This window comes from Nocardia sp. NPDC049707 (genome assembly GCF_040674855.1).
In the GTDB taxonomy this organism is placed as follows: Bacteria; Actinomycetota; Actinomycetes; order Mycobacteriales; family Mycobacteriaceae; genus Nocardia.
This window is the reverse complement of sequence record NZ_JBFANN010000004.1, coordinates 179,611-197,186: the sequence shown is the minus strand read 5'-3', so window position 1 is coordinate 197,186 and position 17,576 is coordinate 179,611. Positions and strand designations below refer to the sequence as shown.

The 17,576-nt window shown below is 62.8% G+C and carries 14 protein-coding genes and 2 pseudogenes; 6 read left to right on the top strand and 10 right to left on the bottom strand.

The genetic code is table 11. The features are described 5' to 3' along the window. Positions 1-137: 137 nt before the first annotated feature. Positions 138-1,604 carry a type VII secretion integral membrane protein EccD gene (gene eccD, locus AB0J29_RS06785; RefSeq protein ID WP_364780416.1) on the top strand — a complete coding sequence of 489 codons (1,467 nt, stop codon included), beginning with the start codon at positions 138-140 and terminating at the stop codon, positions 1,602-1,604. After that, the gene (gene mycP, locus AB0J29_RS06780; protein ID WP_364780411.1) at positions 1,601-3,010 is read left to right on the top strand and encodes a type VII secretion-associated serine protease mycosin; all 1,410 of its coding nucleotides are present in this window, start codon (positions 1,601-1,603) and stop codon (positions 3,008-3,010) included. Before eccD ends, mycP begins: the two co-directional genes overlap by 4 nt. 801 nt (positions 3,011-3,811) lie before the next feature. On the opposite strand, the gene AB0J29_RS06775 is transcribed toward mycP, so the two are convergent. Together AB0J29_RS06775 and AB0J29_RS06770 are read right to left on the bottom strand one after the other, a co-directional pair. Then, positions 3,812-4,147 carry a DUF4288 domain-containing protein gene (locus AB0J29_RS06775; RefSeq protein ID WP_364780408.1) on the bottom strand — a complete coding sequence of 112 codons (336 nt, stop codon included), beginning with the start codon at positions 4,145-4,147 and terminating at the stop codon, positions 3,812-3,814. Between the two features lie 11 nt (positions 4,148-4,158). Next, positions 4,159-4,485, bottom strand: coding sequence for a hypothetical protein (locus AB0J29_RS06770; RefSeq protein WP_364780405.1), 327 nt, complete (start codon positions 4,483-4,485; stop codon positions 4,159-4,161). Positions 4,486-5,211: 726 nt separating this feature from the next. Between AB0J29_RS06770 and AB0J29_RS06765 the strand changes: the two are divergent. Then, positions 5,212-5,572 (top strand): annotated as a pseudogene (locus AB0J29_RS06765) (transposase family protein); the annotation flags it as partial. A gap of 539 nt (positions 5,573-6,111) precedes the next feature. Here AB0J29_RS06765 and AB0J29_RS06760 read toward each other — a convergent pair. The 4 genes from AB0J29_RS06760 to AB0J29_RS06745 form a co-directional block, all read right to left on the bottom strand. Next, positions 6,112-7,788 (bottom strand): hypothetical protein, encoded by a 1,677-nt coding sequence (locus AB0J29_RS06760; RefSeq protein ID WP_364780402.1) that lies wholly within the window; start codon positions 7,786-7,788, stop codon positions 6,112-6,114. After that, positions 7,785-8,102 carry a hypothetical protein gene (locus AB0J29_RS06755; protein ID WP_364780399.1) on the bottom strand — a complete coding sequence of 106 codons (318 nt, stop codon included), beginning with the start codon at positions 8,100-8,102 and terminating at the stop codon, positions 7,785-7,787. The genes AB0J29_RS06760 and AB0J29_RS06755 overlap by 4 nt, the downstream gene beginning before the upstream one ends. A gap of 331 nt (positions 8,103-8,433) precedes the next feature. Then, positions 8,434-8,640, bottom strand: a complete 207-nt coding sequence (locus AB0J29_RS06750) for a hypothetical protein (RefSeq protein ID WP_364780602.1) — start codon at positions 8,638-8,640, stop codon at positions 8,434-8,436. 3 nt (positions 8,641-8,643) lie between these two features. Next, positions 8,644-9,117: a hypothetical protein gene (locus tag AB0J29_RS06745; RefSeq protein ID WP_364780396.1), complete on the bottom strand. Its 474-nt coding sequence runs from the start codon at positions 9,115-9,117 to the stop codon at positions 8,644-8,646. Positions 9,118-9,449: 332 nt separating this feature from the next. On the opposite strand from AB0J29_RS06745, the gene AB0J29_RS06740 reads away from it, so the two are divergent. Beyond that, positions 9,450-10,229 (top strand): potassium channel family protein, encoded by a 780-nt coding sequence (locus tag AB0J29_RS06740; RefSeq protein ID WP_364780391.1) that lies wholly within the window; start codon positions 9,450-9,452, stop codon positions 10,227-10,229. Between the two features lie 199 nt (positions 10,230-10,428). On the opposite strand, the gene eccB is transcribed toward AB0J29_RS06740, so the two are convergent. Beyond that, positions 10,429-11,910 carry a type VII secretion protein EccB gene (gene eccB, locus AB0J29_RS06735; RefSeq protein ID WP_364780388.1) on the bottom strand — a complete coding sequence of 494 codons (1,482 nt, stop codon included), beginning with the start codon at positions 11,908-11,910 and terminating at the stop codon, positions 10,429-10,431. Positions 11,911-12,022: 112 nt separating this feature from the next. On the opposite strand from eccB, the gene eccE reads away from it, so the two are divergent. Beyond that, on the top strand, positions 12,023-13,672 hold the full coding sequence (gene eccE, locus AB0J29_RS06730) for a type VII secretion protein EccE (RefSeq protein WP_364780385.1): 1,650 nt from the start codon (positions 12,023-12,025) through the stop codon (positions 13,670-13,672). A 200-nt stretch (positions 13,673-13,872) separates the two neighbouring features. Here the strand turns inward: eccE and AB0J29_RS06725 are convergent, their stop codons facing one another. The 3 genes and pseudogenes from AB0J29_RS06725 to AB0J29_RS06715 all read right to left on the bottom strand — a co-directional run bounded on the left by AB0J29_RS06725 (position 13,873) and on the right by AB0J29_RS06715 (position 16,713). Further along, positions 13,873-14,433, bottom strand: coding sequence for an NAD(P)H-dependent oxidoreductase (locus tag AB0J29_RS06725; protein WP_364780382.1), 561 nt, complete (start codon positions 14,431-14,433; stop codon positions 13,873-13,875). A gap of 434 nt (positions 14,434-14,867) precedes the next feature. Beyond that, a pseudogene (locus AB0J29_RS06720) lies at positions 14,868-15,836 on the bottom strand (NAD-dependent epimerase/dehydratase family protein); the annotation flags it as partial. 67 nt (positions 15,837-15,903) lie between these two features. Further along, the gene (locus tag AB0J29_RS06715) at positions 15,904-16,713 is read right to left on the bottom strand and encodes an S-methyl-5'-thioadenosine phosphorylase (RefSeq protein ID WP_364780379.1); all 810 of its coding nucleotides are present in this window, start codon (positions 16,711-16,713) and stop codon (positions 15,904-15,906) included. Between the two features lie 522 nt (positions 16,714-17,235). Here AB0J29_RS06715 and AB0J29_RS06710 point away from each other — a divergent pair. After that, on the top strand, positions 17,236-17,574 hold the full coding sequence (locus AB0J29_RS06710) for a metal-sensitive transcriptional regulator (RefSeq protein WP_364496854.1): 339 nt from the start codon (positions 17,236-17,238) through the stop codon (positions 17,572-17,574). Positions 17,575-17,576: the final 2 nt, after the last annotated feature.

Genomic DNA, 17,576 nt, shown 5'->3' with positions numbered 1-17,576 from the left:
GGCCTCAGTGTAGAGCGCACAGCTGACATGTCGTACAGTTCGACCAGCATTCTGCTGCCCGAACGGTGGGTTCGCAAGCTCGGCCCCCTCGCGCACGGGACGCGGAAATACGAGGTAGAGACCGAGTTGGGGGAAGCTTGACGCACGCGCGACTTGACCACATCGACGAAGAATCCTCGCGCGGCATCGTCCGTGCGCCCGACCTCGCCCGGGTCACGATTCTCGCGAAGCACACCCAGGTGGATATGGCGATTCCGGTCGATGTGCCGGTCGCGCTGGTGATTCCGAGTGTCGTCGATATGGTCGCTCAACACAGTCGGACCAACGATTTCGACAATGAGGGCGAACGCTTCGAACCCGCCGAATGGGTGCTGGCCCGAATCGGCCATCCCCCCTTCTCCAATTCGCTGAGCCTCGGTGAGCACGGCGTGCGCGACGGCGAGCTGCTCATGCTGGAGAGCGCCTCGCACACCGCGCCGACGCCGCTGTTCGACGACATCATGTACAACGTCGCGATCGCCGATGCCGATCACTACCGCAGCTGGACGCCGAAGGTCGCCCGGATCACCGGTTCGGTGCTCGCCGCGCTCACCATGATCGTCGGCTGCCTCGGTCTGCTGCTGTCCAAAGACGCGCTGCCGGGCTGGGTGAGCGGTTCGGTCGCGTTGACCGTGGCGATTCTGCTCGTGGTCGCGGGCATGGTGCTCAGCCGGATGTACGGCGATGCCTCGACAGCGCTGGTGCTCGGCGGCTGTGCGCTGCCCGCCGCGTTCACCGCCGGAATGCTTTATGTGCCCGACGATTACGGCTGGGCGCATCTGCTGCTCGGTTCGGTATTGGTCGGCGCGACAGCGGTTCTCGCCTGGCGCGTCACCGGCGTCGGACTCGCGCTGTTCATCGGCGCGGCCACGCTCGCGGTGTACGCGGTACCGGCCGCGCTGGTCGGCATGCTGACCGACCAGCCGGAGAAGGCCGTCGGCGCCGTCCTCGCCGCGCTCGGACTCACGGGTCTTTCGCTCGCACCACGGATTTCGATGCTGCTCGCCAAGCTGCCGCTGCCGCCGGTGCCCTCCCCCGGCACCCCGATCGACCCGACCGAGGACGATCCGGACGATCACCGCGCGCTGCCGACCATGGAAGTGCTGCGGGTGAAATCGGAGCGGGCGCGCATGTACCTGGCCGGACTCGTCTCGGCGACCACGCTGGTCTCGGTAGCGGGTGCGTTGTCGGCTACCGACCCTGGTGCCGCGGATCCGTATTGGCCCGGTATCGCACTGGCACTGGTGACCGCAGTGGTGCTGATGTTCCGCAGCCGGACCTACGCGGGTGCGGAACAGGCCGTGGTGCTGATCGCGGGCGGCGCGGCGATCGTGCTGATCATGATGGTCGGCGTCGCCATCGGTATGGAACAGCCGCTGGCCGTCTTCGGGGCGGCGATGGTGGTGCTGGTCGCCGCCCTGATTCTCGGCATCATCATTCCGAATCAGTCCGCGACACCGCCGATGCGCCGTGGCATCGAATTGCTCGAGTACGCATTCGTGGCCGCCGTGCTGCCGCTGGTGTTCTGGGTGGCCTCGCTCTACTCGCTGGTTCGCGGGCTGTGAAGGCGAGCTTGCGCGCCGCCGCGACGGTGGTGACACTGGGGCTGTACTCTTCATTCGGACTCGGCCAGAGCGTTGCACATGCCGACCGCCCGGCTCCCGTCAACCCAGCCTTGCTGCCGTCCGGTGATCCAGCCGTGCCTCCGGACAAGACGGAGCAGAAGGCGAACAACCCCTGTGTGAGCACGCAGTCCGGTGGGGACGGCCCGGCGACCCCGCCACCGCAGCTCTCGCTCAATCTGCCCCGTGCCTGGGAATTTTCGCGTGGCGCCGGACAGCTCGTCGCGGTCATCGATACCGGGGTAGCGAAACACCCGCGCCTGCCCGATCTCGAGGCCGGGGGTGACTATGTCGCCAATCCCGGCGACGGACTCAGCGACTGCGATGCGCACGGCACCGCCGTTGCCGGCATCATCGCGGCCAAACAAGTTGATGGCCAAGGTTTCTCCGGTGTGGCGCCAGATGCGCGGCTCCTCTCCATCCGGCAGACCAGCAAGATGTTCCAGGTGGCGGGCAAGTCAGAAGAACAGCGCCCTGAGGATCCACCACAGGGATACGGCAGGATCGAGGCACTCGCCTCCGCGGTCCGACGCGCGGCAGACCTGGGTGCATCGATTATCAATATTTCGCTCGTCGCATGCGTGCCAGGCTCCGTCACACCCAATGATGGGCCGCTCGGCGCCGCGCTGCGCTATGCCACGCTGGAACGAGACGTCGTAGTGGTCGTCGCTGCCGGCAACAAGGACGACAAGTGCTCAGCGGGCAATCCCGATTTTGATCCGCTCAATCCGAACGCTGATCTATGGAAAAATCTGTCCACCAATGTCACACCACCGCGTTATGACGAATACGTCCTCACCGTTGGGTCCATCGATCAGTACGGTGCGCCGTCAAGCTTTACAGTGCCCGGACCGTGGGTAGGCATCGCCGCACCCGGCGAGGACATCGTCTCTCTCGATGCGAACGGCACCGGCACCACGAACGCCACCATCGGAAGAGAGAACACACCAAATAAGTTGCAGGGCACCAGCTTCGCCGCTCCCTATGTTTCCGGTGTGGCCGCGCTCGTCCGCGCCCGCTTTCCGGAACTGCGCGCACCAGAAGTGATCAAACGGCTGGAAGCGACCGCCCACGCACCCGCCGACGGCTGGAACCCGTACATCGGATACGGCACGGTGGACCCGATCGGCGCGTTGACCAACGAGGTACCGACCGAGCTACCGCCCAAGCGCCCGAGCCCGGCCAAGAGCCAGCAGCTCGCGGTGCCGGTACCACCACCGCCGCCGACCAACCTGGCACGCAACGTCGCGCTCATCGGCACTGGTGTTATCGCTGCGGCGCTGATCCTCGGTTATCTCGCGTCGTTCCCGATTCGACGCAGGTTCGGGGTTACTTCAGACGATATGTAGCACAAATCATCACGACGCCAAGGGTCTCAGCAAGCAAGCTTGCTGAGACCCTTGAGTGTTGCTATACCAACTTAATTGCTCCAGGATCCGATTACCCAATGATTGCCGGAACCCTCGCACGTGTACCTGGGATCCGAAGCCTGCTTTCGCCTCGGGATGTGCTTTTCACATTCCGACTTCGATGGGTACACGGTATCCATTGGGCCGGCCACGAACCGCACGTCAGGAGCACCAGCAGACGCACCCCCGGCACCGATCATCCCGAGTGTTCCGAATGCTGCCATGGATACGGCCAACGAAGCAACAACCTTCTTCGTGATGTTCATTCTCTCTTCACCGAGACCCGACTTCTCTAATTACTGGGCATGCGTCTTGCCATCCAACCCATATTTCCCGTCCGATCGCCTGGTGCACTCCCACTCCCTAGTTTCACGATGGGAGCGGAGATCTTGGTAACACTCCGAATCAGAGTCGTACACCTCGTGTCCGGTTATTGACCCCGGGTGCGCTTGCGCAACTCCGGATCCAACCGCACTAATTCCGCCGATCATTGCCAATGATCCGACAAACAATGCGGCAACAGCCTTAACCTTGACATTCTTCATAGAAACTTCCCTCTCTGTTACTAATATTTTGCAGGTCAGACGTAGCATGCGCCTTCAACCAATTATCGGGTTGCGTTGAATTCTGAACACTTTCCTGGCGTTCACAATTGGTCACCGACATACGCAGCCTCCTAACCGGCCGCTACATCGTCACAACGGCGTCAAGACAATCGCGCGCCACTGATATACCGTCGCGCTACAGTGGATTATCATCCAGGAGCGGTTCCATTCGGCGATAGGATTCATAGTCTCTGAAATGGCGCGTATACAAAACAGCATCATTGGAAAGTTCATCATCTATCGCCGGACTAACATCAACGAGACACTTAAAAGCGACTGTGATATTCTCACCCTTTTCATTACGATAGACACACTCCTGCTCTTTTGCAATTTCCAAAGCGCGCTGACGAGCCATCTCCTCAGATTCAGAATGTATCAAAACGAAATCTTCCTGATACAAGCTGCGATAATCAGGAGCGTCCGAAGTCGATTGATATACAACAACGGCAACAAACAGACTTCTTTCCACCATGAGCCTCCTCGCTACTTTTTGAACCGGCTGTCATTCAACAACTTCCATGCCTTCTTGTGGACAGCGCTCCCTCCGTTCTTTATGTCACCCAGCGACGACTGCAACAATTCTCCGGGGAACTCTCTCCGAATAGACCCCTTTCGACACTTAGAAATAAACGCATCGGCGATGTCTCCAAGACTGTCGCTCGCCGCACAGCTACCCTTACTAACGAGCTCCACTGAGGTCATCTGACTCGCGGGCACATCGGCCAACGCCAACTGCGGCGACAGCAATCCGACGGCACCCGATGCAAGTATGATCAGACCGGCAGCGATCGACTTGCGAATGAGATTCATACGAGGTTCCTTTGTAAGTTGTGGACTGTGAACAGACCGCATTGAGGTGCGGCTTCCTGGGGTTGGGGAGTGCCAGCTCCCCAACCCGAGGTCTCTAGTTATGTCAACTGCTTGAGGTCGATTGCGTCCGGATGAATCCGGATTCACCGTTTCCAAGCACGACAGCCTCCGCGTCAGCCGCTTGAACCGGGATCCGCATAGAGGGGCCGAGTCGGCACACGAAGGATCTGCAATGCCTCGGGATCGCGCTGGCAGCGGTGCCGACGCACCGTCTCCGACAACGGATCCCAACAGCTCGAGCGGATCATCGACCTGCGCCGACGACTGATCTGAAGTGACGATAGCCTCACGAGATCCCTCCTTATTACTCGCTCCGAGCCGCACTTCGGATGTGTTGTAGTGCATTCCTCTGCATCAGGAGTTGTCGACAAACCAGCCGCACACCCACCAGCGACATGCATGGCACACCAACCGCATCCAACTTTGCTTCCCTTCAATATGATTCGACGCAATATCTACGAATCTGGTTCCACTACAACGGAACTAAATAATGTGTCTTGCATCACATTGGGTAGAACAAGTCTGACACATCGAGCCCTTTTCATCCTGACTGGATGTTGTTGGTGGGCAATGAAACTGGCGAGGCGGCGATGCCTTCACCTGACACGAGGAAACCCTTGGTAAGACGGCTGTTGACCAAGACATGCTGTACACCAAGGGCTTCCGTTGTTCTTCTACCGTTCCGCGCTGCCGTTGTCATGCCAGACCCTCCACTTCGTCGCTGGGCTGATCCGCCGGCACCGCCGCGCGATAGGGCTGGCCTGGCGCAAGCTCGACCCGGGCCGCCAAGCCCTGCTCGTGCTGGCCCATCTGTGCAAAGCCGAAACTTATGCCGACATCGGGGCCGGGTTCGACGTCTCGACGACGACTGCCTGGCGCTACATCACCGAAACGGCGGAGCTATTTGCGGCACGCGTGCGAAGCTGAGATCGGCGCTGCAGCAGCCGAAGAACGACGGGCACGCCTATCTGATCCTGGACGGCACCCGATCGCGATCGACCGGGTGGCAGCCGACCAGCCTTACTATTAAGGCAAGCACCGCCGCCATGGTATTGGCGAGTCACCGATAAAGTCCGCCCAGTTTTAGAGCCGGGTTGTGTTCGATCCGTTTGCAGTTGATGTCGCAGGCCACGGGATGGTGGGTGTGGCCGCAGCGCGATCAACGTCGCGGTGACCCAGCCGTGGCGATGACGGGACCCGCCGGCGCCACGACAAACTTGAGCGCTCACCAGAAACCGAACATGGGCGGCCGCACCGTCGAGGCTGTAGGTACCGATTTATCGGCGGGCGCACGTCCTAACCATCCGATGGGGTGACGTCACCGGTCGATCGTCCCACTCGTCCAACGAACTGGCCACGATGCACGAGAGAAACCGAATTCGGCTGTTGCGTAGTGCGATCCTTCCTTCGACGATGAAGGTAAAATACCTCGCCGAGCGACGCGGCTCGCGAGACGCTGCGACCGCGCGGCGGCGTCGCTGTCGATCTGCTGGATTCGGCGTTCAACATTATTCATCGCCGCAGAATGGGTACTGCGGGCATGGTCCATTTCAGTTCGCCAGCTCATTATCGACCTCCGAACTTCCGGTTGTCGCCGTGGCGGTTTCCGGAGCCGCCGTCACCTGGCCAGTTAGGCGTGCCCCCTGCCGGCGCCATAGCCCACGAAGACGACGGATTTGCAGTCACATTGGGCATTACACCGACACTTGACGATGGTTCAAGGGGCGAGGGAAGCGAATCTCCTGTCGGAGTGGGAATTGTGGACACGGGAGTTACGTTCCGAGTCTGCTCGGTCGATTCTGTATCGGTCACCGAGTCCTCGTCAGTGTCTTCGTCCTCGCCGGTGTCCTCGTCCTCGCCGGCGTCTTTGCCCTCGCCAACGTCCGCATCCTCACCAGCGTCTCCATCCCCACCATCGGAACTGTCCGGGGACGCGGCTTCGACAATCTGGTCGACCAGATCTACTCCACTACTCAGGTTTTCGATGATGCTGGACACTGTGCTCGAAGCGGTCTCGACAACGCTGGAACCTACGTCGACCGCAGACCCTACGGCCTGGATCGCGGCGTCAATCGTGCCGACAACTTCAGTGGCAGCAGCAGCTTGCGCCTGAATCAACTCCGCCTGCTCTTTGGCCTGCGCGATGGCTGAGGTACTTTCTGCGGTCTCGGACCCATCGTCCTCGGACCCATCATCTTCGGACTCATCTTCCCTGGTCCCGTCGTCAGAACCATTGCCCATAAATCCGTCGTCTTCGGTCTTATCGACTTCGGCACCGATAGTTTCCTCCGGATCTTCATCACCGGCGATTCTGCTCGGAGTGTTGCTGTTGGAGTCTTCGTCGGCCCCTTCGCTGTCCCCGTCGGGCGACTCGGACTCGGTATTGAGCTTGCTACCAGCCAGAAGATCGAGCGAACTCGAACCGGCATCCGACGTCTGGGCCGGATTCTGGCCCTGCGACATTGTCTCCAAACCCTGCACGGTCGAGTACGGCGACTGGTCGACAGCGTCGAACACGGCAAGAAGCTGTTCGTAGAAGCCGCATACGGCGATGTCGGTGTCTTGGCACAATGTGACGAACTCACCGACCTTGCCATCAATGGCGGATACGAACACTTCGTTCAGCCAGGCCGCGCAATACTGCTCGGGATCTCCGTCCTGCGGGAAGCTGGGCAATATGTTGCGCACCATGGCTTGTCGTGCTTCAAGGTCTTCAGCCAGACCGAAATCGCCACGGGCATATTTGATTATCTGTTCAACTTCGTCAGCGGACCTACCGTCGACAGCTTGAGGCGTAAACGCGCTCGCACCGACATCGGCCTTGTGACCGACAACGCCGAGCAAGTTGGCCGTCGCGCTTTCGATCGCTTCGACCAGATCTGTGAGTTGTTCAAGATCCGAGCCGGCACGGCTACCAACACTCTCGAACAGCTGCAGAGCATTGACCCCAGCGCCTTCGGGCCAGGCGATGCCAACCTGCCGGAATCGGTTACATTGGATCTGGACTTCGTCGCGGCTTGCGTCCACGGCACCACGCAGGGCACTCGCGAACGCGCTCAACCCGGTGAGGTCCATCTCACGCTGCGCGTCGTACAACTCGAACAGTGAAGCGGTGTCGTGCCCAAGGGGTTTCACACCCGTCCATCGTCCGTACTGCGGGAGAAATGCCTGAAAATATCGCAGGCTTGGCAGCCCACGGTCAAGGATCGGGTCCGCCTTCAGACCGTTCGTGGTACCGATCATGTCGGAATCCCCGCCTCGACTGCGGCGACCTCGTTCGCTGTCGCCTGATCCTGCTGTTCGTACGCCGAGGCCGCGACCTCCAGCGCGGTTGAGCAGTTGGTGACGCACTGACTGTATGTCGCCAATACACCCGCGACATCGACGCATGCCCGAGCGACCCGGTCACCCCATTTCCGATAGTCTCGACCAGCCCCTGATGTATCAACATCGGTGGCAGCGGATTTCGCGGCTACCGCCTGGTCGAACACGATTTCTGCCGAGGATTTCAGATCCGAGCTGATACCGCGGATACCGGCGACATCGATTGCCGTCAACTTCTCACTCCCGCCCTACCTGACAAGTCCATTGAGGATCGTTGCCATCCCCTATGAATCCCCGCTAGCCAAACCTGCTCTGCCCAAACGAATTTCAGCGTAGTGCCACACTCGATCAAACGCGAACCAGCGACCGCTGGCACCGATCGGCGGACAGTCAGGATCACCCGCAGCACCATCGGACGCGGTGCACGTGATTCCCAAGCGCTGTTGATCAGTATCGAGGCAGGTGCTTGTTCGAAGCACCTGCCTCGATCAACCAGCGAGCGTCGAACTGATCAGTTTCCCGTGTCGATCAGACCGATCCTCGGCTCGACCTCATGAAGCCGAATCAATCCCGTTCCTGGTAGTAGACGGTGATCGACGGCCACTCTCCATCGGCCGTCGTCTCGGAATGGAGAACGAGATCACTTACCGACACATCGCCCAACTCTTCAAGGCTATCAGCGACCGTCCGAAGAAGATTCGGCACGTTGGCTTGCCCCTCGCCCTGCGGGTTGGCCTGAGAGAAGTGGAAGGAGTGATATTTCGCGATCATCACTCAGCAACTCTTTCGCTTCTGCTTGTTTCGGCATCCATCGTATTTCTCCGCCTGCTTGATCTTCTGCATGGCCCGGTTGTAGGCCGCCTGATCGTAAGGCTTGCCCGCGTTCTTGCTGTCGACGGCTTCTTGTTCTTCCTTCGACAGTTCCGCATTCTGCGGCTTACCCGCCCGCACATCCCCCAGAGCCACCAAGGAGTCCGAAGGAGCCGCGAACAACACACTCGTCGCAGGTTCGCTCACCGGTGCCGCCATCGCATGTGGCGCGGCGATCCCCGTAGACAGTGCCGTTGCGATGACACTCCCTGCGATCAGTCGCTTGATGTACAAGTTGATCTCCCCACTTGCTAGTCCCGAACTGCGCCACTGAATACGTTGCAGCGCAGCCTTTCTCCAGTTCGCACGTGCAGCACCAGAGAAGCGCGCCGCCATCGAAGACGGCGCACTGAAGAGTTCCTGATCTTCCCCCTTCAATATGATTCGACGCTTGAGTTACGGATCTGGTTCCAACACAACGACATTAATATTTCGTGAGCTGCATCACAGAATGTCGTTCGGGAACTCGAGCCACACAGAACGGGCTCAGCTCATCGGTGAGGACCGTCCAGGTACTCGAACCACGATGCACTCAGCCCGACACGCTTCCGCGGACGGCAGGATGTACGCCGAGTCGGCATTGATCCTCGGCTACCTCGCGTTGTTCCCGATCCGACGCAGGTTCATGGTCAGCTCCGATGATATGTAGCGTCTTCGTGGCAAACGGCGGCACATAGGGGTGTCCCACCCGATCGATACAGGTAGTTCCCATGCACGTAGCACAACACGACGGCGGACAACCAAGCCGCAGACAAGCCTGGGAACGCGCGACCGCCATCCCGATGCTGGTGCTCGCCGTGCTCTTCATCTGTGTCTACGCCTGGCATGTACTGGATACCGGAGCGTCACCGCGACTCGATGCCTGGCTTCAATGGGTCGACATCATGATCTGGCTGGTATTCGCCGCAGACTTCGGCATCCGGACCTGGCTGTCCACCGACCGCTGGCGGTTCGTGCGCACACATCCGTTGGAGCTGTTGATCGTGCTGTTGCCGCCGTTCCGTCCGGTGCGGCTATTGCGGGCGGCCCTGTTGGTGCTCGACCAACTCAACCGCAACCAGGTGACCCGCGCCCGGCTCGCGATATTCGTCGGCACGAGTTCGGCACTCACGCTGCTGCTGTGCAGTCTGGCGTTCTTCGACGCCGAATACGGCGCACCCGACAGCAAGATCCACAACTTCGGCGATGCCCTGTGGTGGTCCATGGTGTCGGTGACCACGGTCGGCTACGGCGATGTGTATCCGGTGACCGTGCACGGCCGCCTGATCGCGCTGATCCTGATGACGCTCGGTATCGGCTTGATCAGTTTCGCCATCGGTACCACGACCAGCTGGGTGATGGATCAGCTGAAGAATGTCGAGGCCGTCACCGAGGCGACCGACCGCGAAGTGAGTGTCCTGATCGACGAGATCCGCGCGCTGCACGCTGAAGTCGCCGCTCTGCGCACTGCGTTTGTCACGTCGTCCGATCCGGATCACCAGCCGAGATGAACACCGCCGCCCGTCTTCTCGACGACGGCCGCTGAGATGACATGTGCCCCAGCAGCACTGGCTGGTACTCAGTTCTGCTACGCAACAGGCGATTTCGAGGCCGGGCACCGACTACTGCTCCGGTGCGGCAACGGGTGATGGGACCCTGACGCCAATGTCGTCAAGCCGGTAGGCGGTGCGGAACCCCGCTGCGGTCCATTCAGTTCTGGCTTTTCACAAGGTCTTTCGCAGGGTTGGCGTCCGGTGCGACGCCGTCGTGGGCGACCATCGCGTCCTGGCGGCCGAGGCTCGGGCCGGAGGCGAGCAAGCCGACGATGGGCCATGGAGCCGGTTCCGGCTGCTTCACTCCCGAATCCGAATCCATGCCGAGCGCTTTGACTGCCTCGGCATCCTTGATGCCGTACCGGACGCCGGTGTCGGCGACATAGAACAGGCTATCCTTGCGCTGGCTGTCCGTCTCAATGCCGGTGCTCTGTACGAATGCGCCCGAACCGGGTTTGAAGTACACCGAATCCACGTTTGGGCCGTCACCGTCGGCCTGGGCCAGCGGCACCAGGCGAGCGGCGTCCGGCATCGGCAGGCTCACGCCGGTAATCACCGAAAGCTCAGCATGATTGCCACCACCGCCCTCGACGGCAGCGATCGGCTTCCACGACAGACAGCTGATCGGCCGATCTTTTATCGATACGAGCGATGGCGCGTTGGCCGGATAGTCCTTCACCGGTAGGGGCGTCGCCACAGGCGAATTGGTCTTCTCGACCGGGGTGATTGTGGGATTGCGGCCCGCGTCCGGGTCAGAGTTGAGGATGATGTTCGCGGTCAGCTGGGAGATCTCCTGTCTGCCATCGTGAAGCACCACGTAGAACTGCTTGCTCCCGGGCTCTTGCACCACTTCGCCGATCCTGTGGTCACCTATCGGGTAGCTGGGACGCCCACCGCGATCGTCGATGTGCGGCACCTCGATCCGCTGTACCTCGGGAATCGCGTTGAGCAGACCTTCACTGATCGGCCGCGGCGACATGCTGCGAATGCCCAACGCTTCGGTCACGGCGTTGCTGTTCATGTCGATCCGGGCGCGCTTGTTGTCGTAAATGAGGTAGTTGGCGTCCTTCCCCTTCACGAACAAGGCATTGGTCGAGGTCATCGCCGATGCCTTGGCTCCGAGTTCGACGTCGCCGATCAGTACCGAAGTGGTGGCCTTGTTGCTGCCGTCGAGCTGGAGGGTGTCGCACACTGTCCAAGCTCGGCCCTTGCCGTCCTTGTCGAAATGCAGCGAGGAGGGTGCGCCCGGAATGCCGATCAGCTGGCCGCGCGCCTTCTTGCCGACCTCGGATTCCTTGACGATGACAGCCTTTTCCGGCGATCCCGCGGCCAACCGGGCCGAGGCGAGGTTCAGCGTCGGATGCACCACATCGTTGATCATCACGTAGACGGCGCCGGATTCCTTGCCGATCAGGATCTTGTTGGTGCCGATCTTGTCCTGCGGACGCAGCAGCGCGAGCACACCACAACCGGCCAGCACCACGATGGCCATGATCAAACCGGCCGCGTAGGCACGGGACTGGGAGCGCATCGGATCGTGCAGCATGCGCACATCCCGGCGGACCAGTGCGTGTTCCATCCGGCGGACCAGGAAGCGGTAACCGCTCACCTGCCAGCGTGTGGTGGGTTTTGAAGGCATTTTTCCCTCCCCGAACAATGCTCGCGTTCGCGGAACACAGTACAGTTCCCGAGGACTATTGTTCAGCTCGGCCGCTGCGATACGGCCGATACCGGGTACTTGGGGGACGACGATGGCCGAACAAGCCGGCGCGGGACCACGCCCGCTGCTCGGGCGCATCTCACTGCCGAATCTGCTTATCGCGCAGGTGATCGGGCTCATTGCCGGACTGCTCGCCCTGTTCTTCGGGCTCGGCGCCTGGCCCGCGTTGGGCGTCGCGCTGGTTGTAGGACTGCTGCCACTGATCCCGGTTGCCAAGCGCACCATCATGGATTGGATCGCCACCTGGTGGCGCTATGTCACCCACGGCGATTACCAGCTCGGGGATACCGTCGACTTCCGCGGCCCGGACGGTCGCTCGCTCGGCCTGTACTGGGAAGGCAGCCGGGTCGTCACGGTCGTCGAGGTGCAAGCGCCCAGGGGCGGGCTGACCCGGATCGCCCGCACCACAGTGCACGCCTCGCATCTGCTGCCGCTGCCGGAATTGGCGAAATGCCTGAACCAGCACGACATTCTGCTCAGCGGTATCGACATCATCAGTCACGGTCACCGCAGCCGCTCCGGTACGCCCGCGGGCCAGATCTACGAATCGCTGCTCGGTCCGCTGCCCGCGACCGCGCACCGGAATGTGTGGCTCGCCATCAGCTTCGACGCGATCGCGTGCCCGGAGGCCGCGGCCCGGCGCGGTGGCGGCAATGAGGGCGCCTCACGCACGGTAACCATTGCGACACAACGCATTATGCGAACCCTCGAGGACGCCGACTGCAGCGCCCGCATCCTCACCGCACCCGAGATCCGCAAGGCGGTTCTGCAGGTCACGCAGGGCTTCGATCCGCGCACGCTGACCCATCGCTGGCGCTACGCCGAAATCGGCAACAGTGTGAATATCGGTAGCGCCGTCGACCCGAAGCGGCTCGGTTCGGATCTGCTCTCGCAGCTGTGGGTCGCGCCGTCGCGCGGTACGACCGTCGCGGTGCGGCTGCGTCCCGGTAGTTCGGCCGACTCGGTGAGCATCGGCGCGGCTTGGCGGCTGACCGCACGAGAACTGCCGGAGCGCACCAAACTCAAGGGCTTGATCTCGATGAACGGACGGCAGCGCGACGGTCTGCTCGCGCATCTGCCGCTGGCCATTCCGGATCTGGACCACGCCGTCCCGGTGACCGAGTACCCGATCGATGTGATCAACGCACTGCATCTGCCGTCGTCCGGATGCGGTCAGCTGATCGGGTCGGATGACGAGGGGCAGGGTGTCGCGGTACGCATTGTCGGTACCGGTATCTCGACGGTGTATCTGGCCGGTGAGCTATACCTGGCTCAGCAGTTGGTGTTCCGCGCGTTGGCGGTCGGCGAACGCATCCTGGTCCGCACCGATCGGGCGCATGCCTGGGAGAACTTGGTGACCACCATCGGGAATCCGGAGCGGCTGCAGATCGCGGTGGAGACGCATCAATCCGATGCCGGGTTCACCGCGACCGTGGTCGATGGTGTGCTGGCACCCGCGCCGCACGCCGGTGTCACGACCATCTATGTGACCGGAGATCCGATGGGCTGGCCCGCGACCCGTCCGGACCTGTCGATCCACCAGCCGGGGGCCATCGGCAACCATGTGGTGCTGCGGACCGGGACCGCTCAGGTCGATCTGACGCTGGTGTCGATTCCGCGCGAGGCGACGTATATCGGGCATCCGCGGGGGCGCAGGGCTATGGCGGAAAGTCCGCAGTAGCGGTCGGTTTCGTTGCGCCGGACTGTGGCTGAACGGCCGGTCGCAGGCACCTCGAGTGCGGCAGAGCCGGGCGGCCCCACCGTGTGCCGGGCTGTTGGGTCGACCGGGGCACGAGCGCCGGAGGGGCGCCAGCGCGAGACACCTTTGTGGCATGTGCGCTCCGGCTCTGCGCGGTCGGAACAACCGGGTCGGCTGGCTGGTCAGCCTGGGTAGGGGTCTGCGCTGCGGGCGGTGCGGAGAGTTCTTGCCCACCAGGCTAATTGCCGGATCAGGCGACCTGCGGCGTCGATGGCGGCGCCGTCCTGGGTATTGCCCGATTCGTCGAACTGCTTTTTGGCCTGATGGAAGCTGACGGTTTCGCGGATCGAGACCATGTGGATTTCGGCGACCACCTGACGGAGTTGTTCGACGGCGCGCAGACCGCCGGAGAGGCCGCCGTAGGAGACGAAGCCGATGGGTTTGGCACGCCATTCGTGTTTCGCGTTGTCGAAGGCGGTTTTCAGGGACGCCGGGTAGCCGTGGTTGTACTCGGAGGTGATGGCGACGAAGGCGTCGGCGGCGGCCACACGCTCGCGGTAGGCCGCGACCTCGGCGGTGACAGTGAGATCGGTGGGCAGTGGGGTGGTGAGGAGATCGATGACGCCGGTGTCGAATTCGGGAGTGGCGCGGACCGTGCGCAGGAACCAGTCGGCGACCACCGGGGCGAATCGCTGCGGGCGTGTGCTGGCCACGATGACCTCTAGCCGAAGCGGAGTATCCACTGCGCGAGCCTAACTCTGGATGCCGACGGTACGGTCGATGCGGGTGCGATGCTCTCTCGATTCATTCGCGGATCGCCTCGACGCTCGGCTCGGTGATTGCGCATGATGGACTCCATCACGTCCGGCGAGGCGGCTCAACCGCCGGCGCCGCCTACTCGGGACGAGATGCGCCCTCACAACGGCGAGCCCGCACCAGCCTCCGGTGTCGCGAGCTCGGGTTGGGACGGAGGCGTCTTCACATTCGACCCGGCACTCTCGATCGTGGGCTGCGGTCGGGGCGTAGCCGGATTCACGTTTGCAGCGTCGGGATGGGGTTCGGACGGTGCCGCGGGCCGAGGCTCTGCATGCGGGTCCGGTGTGGTCGGAGGCGCGGCAACGCGGACATGTAATGGGGCGGATTCTCGTTGCGGTGTGGTGATCTCGACCGCTGGGGCGGCAAGTTCGGCGAGGCCCCGGGCTGGTGCGATCCGGGCAATGAAACCCAGTGTGCGCCTGGCTCGTTCGGGGTCGGCGGCCAAGTGGCGAGCGTCGGCGAGGTGATAATTGCCGGTTACGACGGGGGCCGGGCCGCCGCGGGCTTTGGCCATGATCGAGGCGACTTCCCACATGGTGATGGGGTGGCCGGAGGCGATGTTCAGGGGGACGAAGCCGGGTGGGCGGCGGTCGACGGCGGCCACGGTGGCGGCCACGATGTCGTCGACGTGCACCACATCCCTGACCTGCCCACCGTCCTCGCCGACCAACGGCGGGCGGCCCTGATCCAGTGCGGTGAGGAAGTTTCCGATGAAGCCGCCGCGCGCACCCGCGCCGTAGCCGTTGTGGTAGCGCAATGCCGTGACGGCCGCGCCGGTGGCCAAACCCCAAGCGAGCGCGTAGTTTTCCTGCGCCAGCTTGCTGGCGCCGTAAAAGCCGCGCGGACGCAGCGGCGCGTCCTCGGTGACCGGCTCCCAGGTGAGCAACTCCCCGGTGCGCGGCGCCAAGTGGTCGAACATGCCGCGATCCAGATCGGCCCGCCGCCGCAATCCGGGATAGAACGGCCCACTGTTCATCCCGCGATAGCGCCCCTCGCCGTACACCACGATGGACGAGGCGAGCACCAGATGACGCACCTTCGCCCGTCCCATCGCATCGAGCAGCGCGGCGGTCCCGAGATCATTGTGCGCGGCGAACACCGCCGATTCGGGTGCGGAGGTGACGGCGGCGAGATGGCAAACCGTGTCGATGCCACGCAGCAATGGTTCGAGCGCATCGGCATCGCGCACGTCCACCCGCGAAACCGCATCCGGCACTTCCACATCCGGCCCGAGTAGATCGACCCCGACCACCTCGTGCCCGGCCGCGGCCAACGCCAGCCCCAACCGCGTCCCGATGAACCCGGCTGCCCCGGTGACCAATACTCTCATCGCATCCGCACCCCGCGTTCGGCTCCGCTTCCCATCGACTCACATATCGGCCACTGACCGCACGAACTCACGGTAGTTCGAACGGCAGCGACACTCCCGCATGAACACGGCACCGGTCGCAGGTGTCGGTTGCGGTGACCGCCGAAACCGAGCGCCGGATGAGGTCCTTGAACGGCCCCAGGTTCTTCTTGAATTCGGCGAAGACGTCGACCGCGTGCACACCGTCGCCCTCCTCCAGACCGGCATCCAGATCGGTCACCAAAGCGACTGCGGCATAGCACATTTCGAGTTCACGGGCGAGCACCGCCTCGGGATGTCCGGTCATATTGACCAGTTCCCAGCCCTGTGCCGCGAACCAGCGGCTCTCGGCCCGGGTGGAGAAGCGCGGGCCCTGCACCACAACCATGGTGCCCGTGGCTTTCATCGGCAGCGCATCCGTCGCGGATTTCGTTGCCGCGGCACGCAGTTCGTCGCAGTACGGGTCGGCGAAGGAGATGTGCACGCCACCGCCGTCGAAGTAGGTCTGCGGACGGCCCGAAGTTCGGTCGACCAGCTGATCCGGCACCGCCACGGTCCCCGGGCCCCAGTCCGCGCGCAGGCTGCCGACCGCGCACGGCGCGAAGATCCGCCGCACCCCGATCGAACGCAGCGCCCACATATTGGCCTGATAAGGCAGCGTATGCGGCGCGAATTCGTGCTGTTTGCCATGTCGGGGCAAGAAGGCCACCGCACGGCCCTCGACCTCGCCGACCGCGATCGGCGCGCTCGGCTTGCCGTAGGGCGTCTCGACCTCGACGGTGGTCGCCTCGCTGTCGAAGAAATCGTAGAAGCCACTACCACCGATCACGGCGAGCGCGGGCCGAACATCTGAACTCATGCACCGATTCTCTCGCTCGTCCCCGATACCCGACCAGACGGGTCCGCATCCGCCAATCACCCCTCGTTCACACGACCTGAGTTGGTGATCGCTGTAGGAGCGGCCCTCGGATTCGCTGAGCACCGTCGTACTGCTCGGCTCCGAGCCTTTCCGTGCCGCCGCGACCGCCTGGGCGGTTAGCCTGACCGGCCTGCTACCGATGCTGTTCAGTACTGTCGACACTGCGCTCGCCGAGCACCACGTGCGGGTCTGGCTGCCGCTGGAACTCGTCGTGGCTTTTTGCTCGATGAATCGGTCGTGCCGATGCAGAGGATCACCGGCGCGCCGGTGGTCGGCAGCATCGCGTTGGCCACGGCAGCGCCGAATACCGGTGGCCGACGCGGCGCAAAGCGCCGTAACCTGACAACCCCCGCGCGAAACTGTACCCTAGGGGGGTATTAATCGGGCCGGTGCGAACCCGGCTGGCGAGCAGCGAGGAGACAGTCGGTGACACCCACCCCGTCGCACAATGACATCGCGCCCGTGCCGGGCAGTGACTCGGCGGGCACCACCCACGACCATGCCGCGCACGACCATGCCGGCCACGGCTACATCACCGCCAAGGACGACTACCTCAAGCGCCTGCGCCGGATCGAGGGCCAGGCCCGCGGCCTGCAGCGCATGGTCGAGGAAGAGAAGTACTGCATCGATATCCTCACCCAGGTCTCCGCGATGACCAAGGCACTGCAGGCCGTTGCGATGGGGCTGTTGGAGGACCACATCAGCCACTGCGTGGTGGACGCGGCGGTCGCCGGTGGTCCCGAGGCCGATGCCAAGATCAAAGAGGCCACCGACGCCATCGCTCGCCTGGTGCGTTCCTGACG

Bases quoted from the DNA above. Each gene is read 5' to 3' on its own strand.
- AB0J29_RS06775 (WP_364780408.1), bottom strand. From the start codon at position 4,147: ATGGTGGAAAGAAGTCTGTTTGTTGCCGTTGTTGTATATCAATCGACT.
- AB0J29_RS06770 (WP_364780405.1), bottom strand. From the start codon at position 4,485: ATGAATCTCATTCGCAAGTCGATCGCTGCCGGTCTGATCATACTTGCA.
- AB0J29_RS06760 (WP_364780402.1), bottom strand. From the start codon at position 7,788: ATGATCGGTACCACGAACGGTCTGAAGGCGGACCCGATCCTTGACCGT.
- AB0J29_RS06750 (WP_364780602.1), bottom strand. From the start codon at position 8,640: ATGATCGCGAAATATCACTCCTTCCACTTCTCTCAGGCCAACCCGCAG.
- AB0J29_RS06740 (WP_364780391.1), top strand. From the start codon at position 9,450: ATGCACGTAGCACAACACGACGGCGGACAACCAAGCCGCAGACAAGCC.
- eccB (WP_364780388.1), bottom strand. From the start codon at position 11,910: ATGCCTTCAAAACCCACCACACGCTGGCAGGTGAGCGGTTACCGCTTC.
- eccE (WP_364780385.1), top strand. From the start codon at position 12,023: ATGGCCGAACAAGCCGGCGCGGGACCACGCCCGCTGCTCGGGCGCATC.
- AB0J29_RS06715 (WP_364780379.1), bottom strand. From the start codon at position 16,713: ATGAGTTCAGATGTTCGGCCCGCGCTCGCCGTGATCGGTGGTAGTGGC.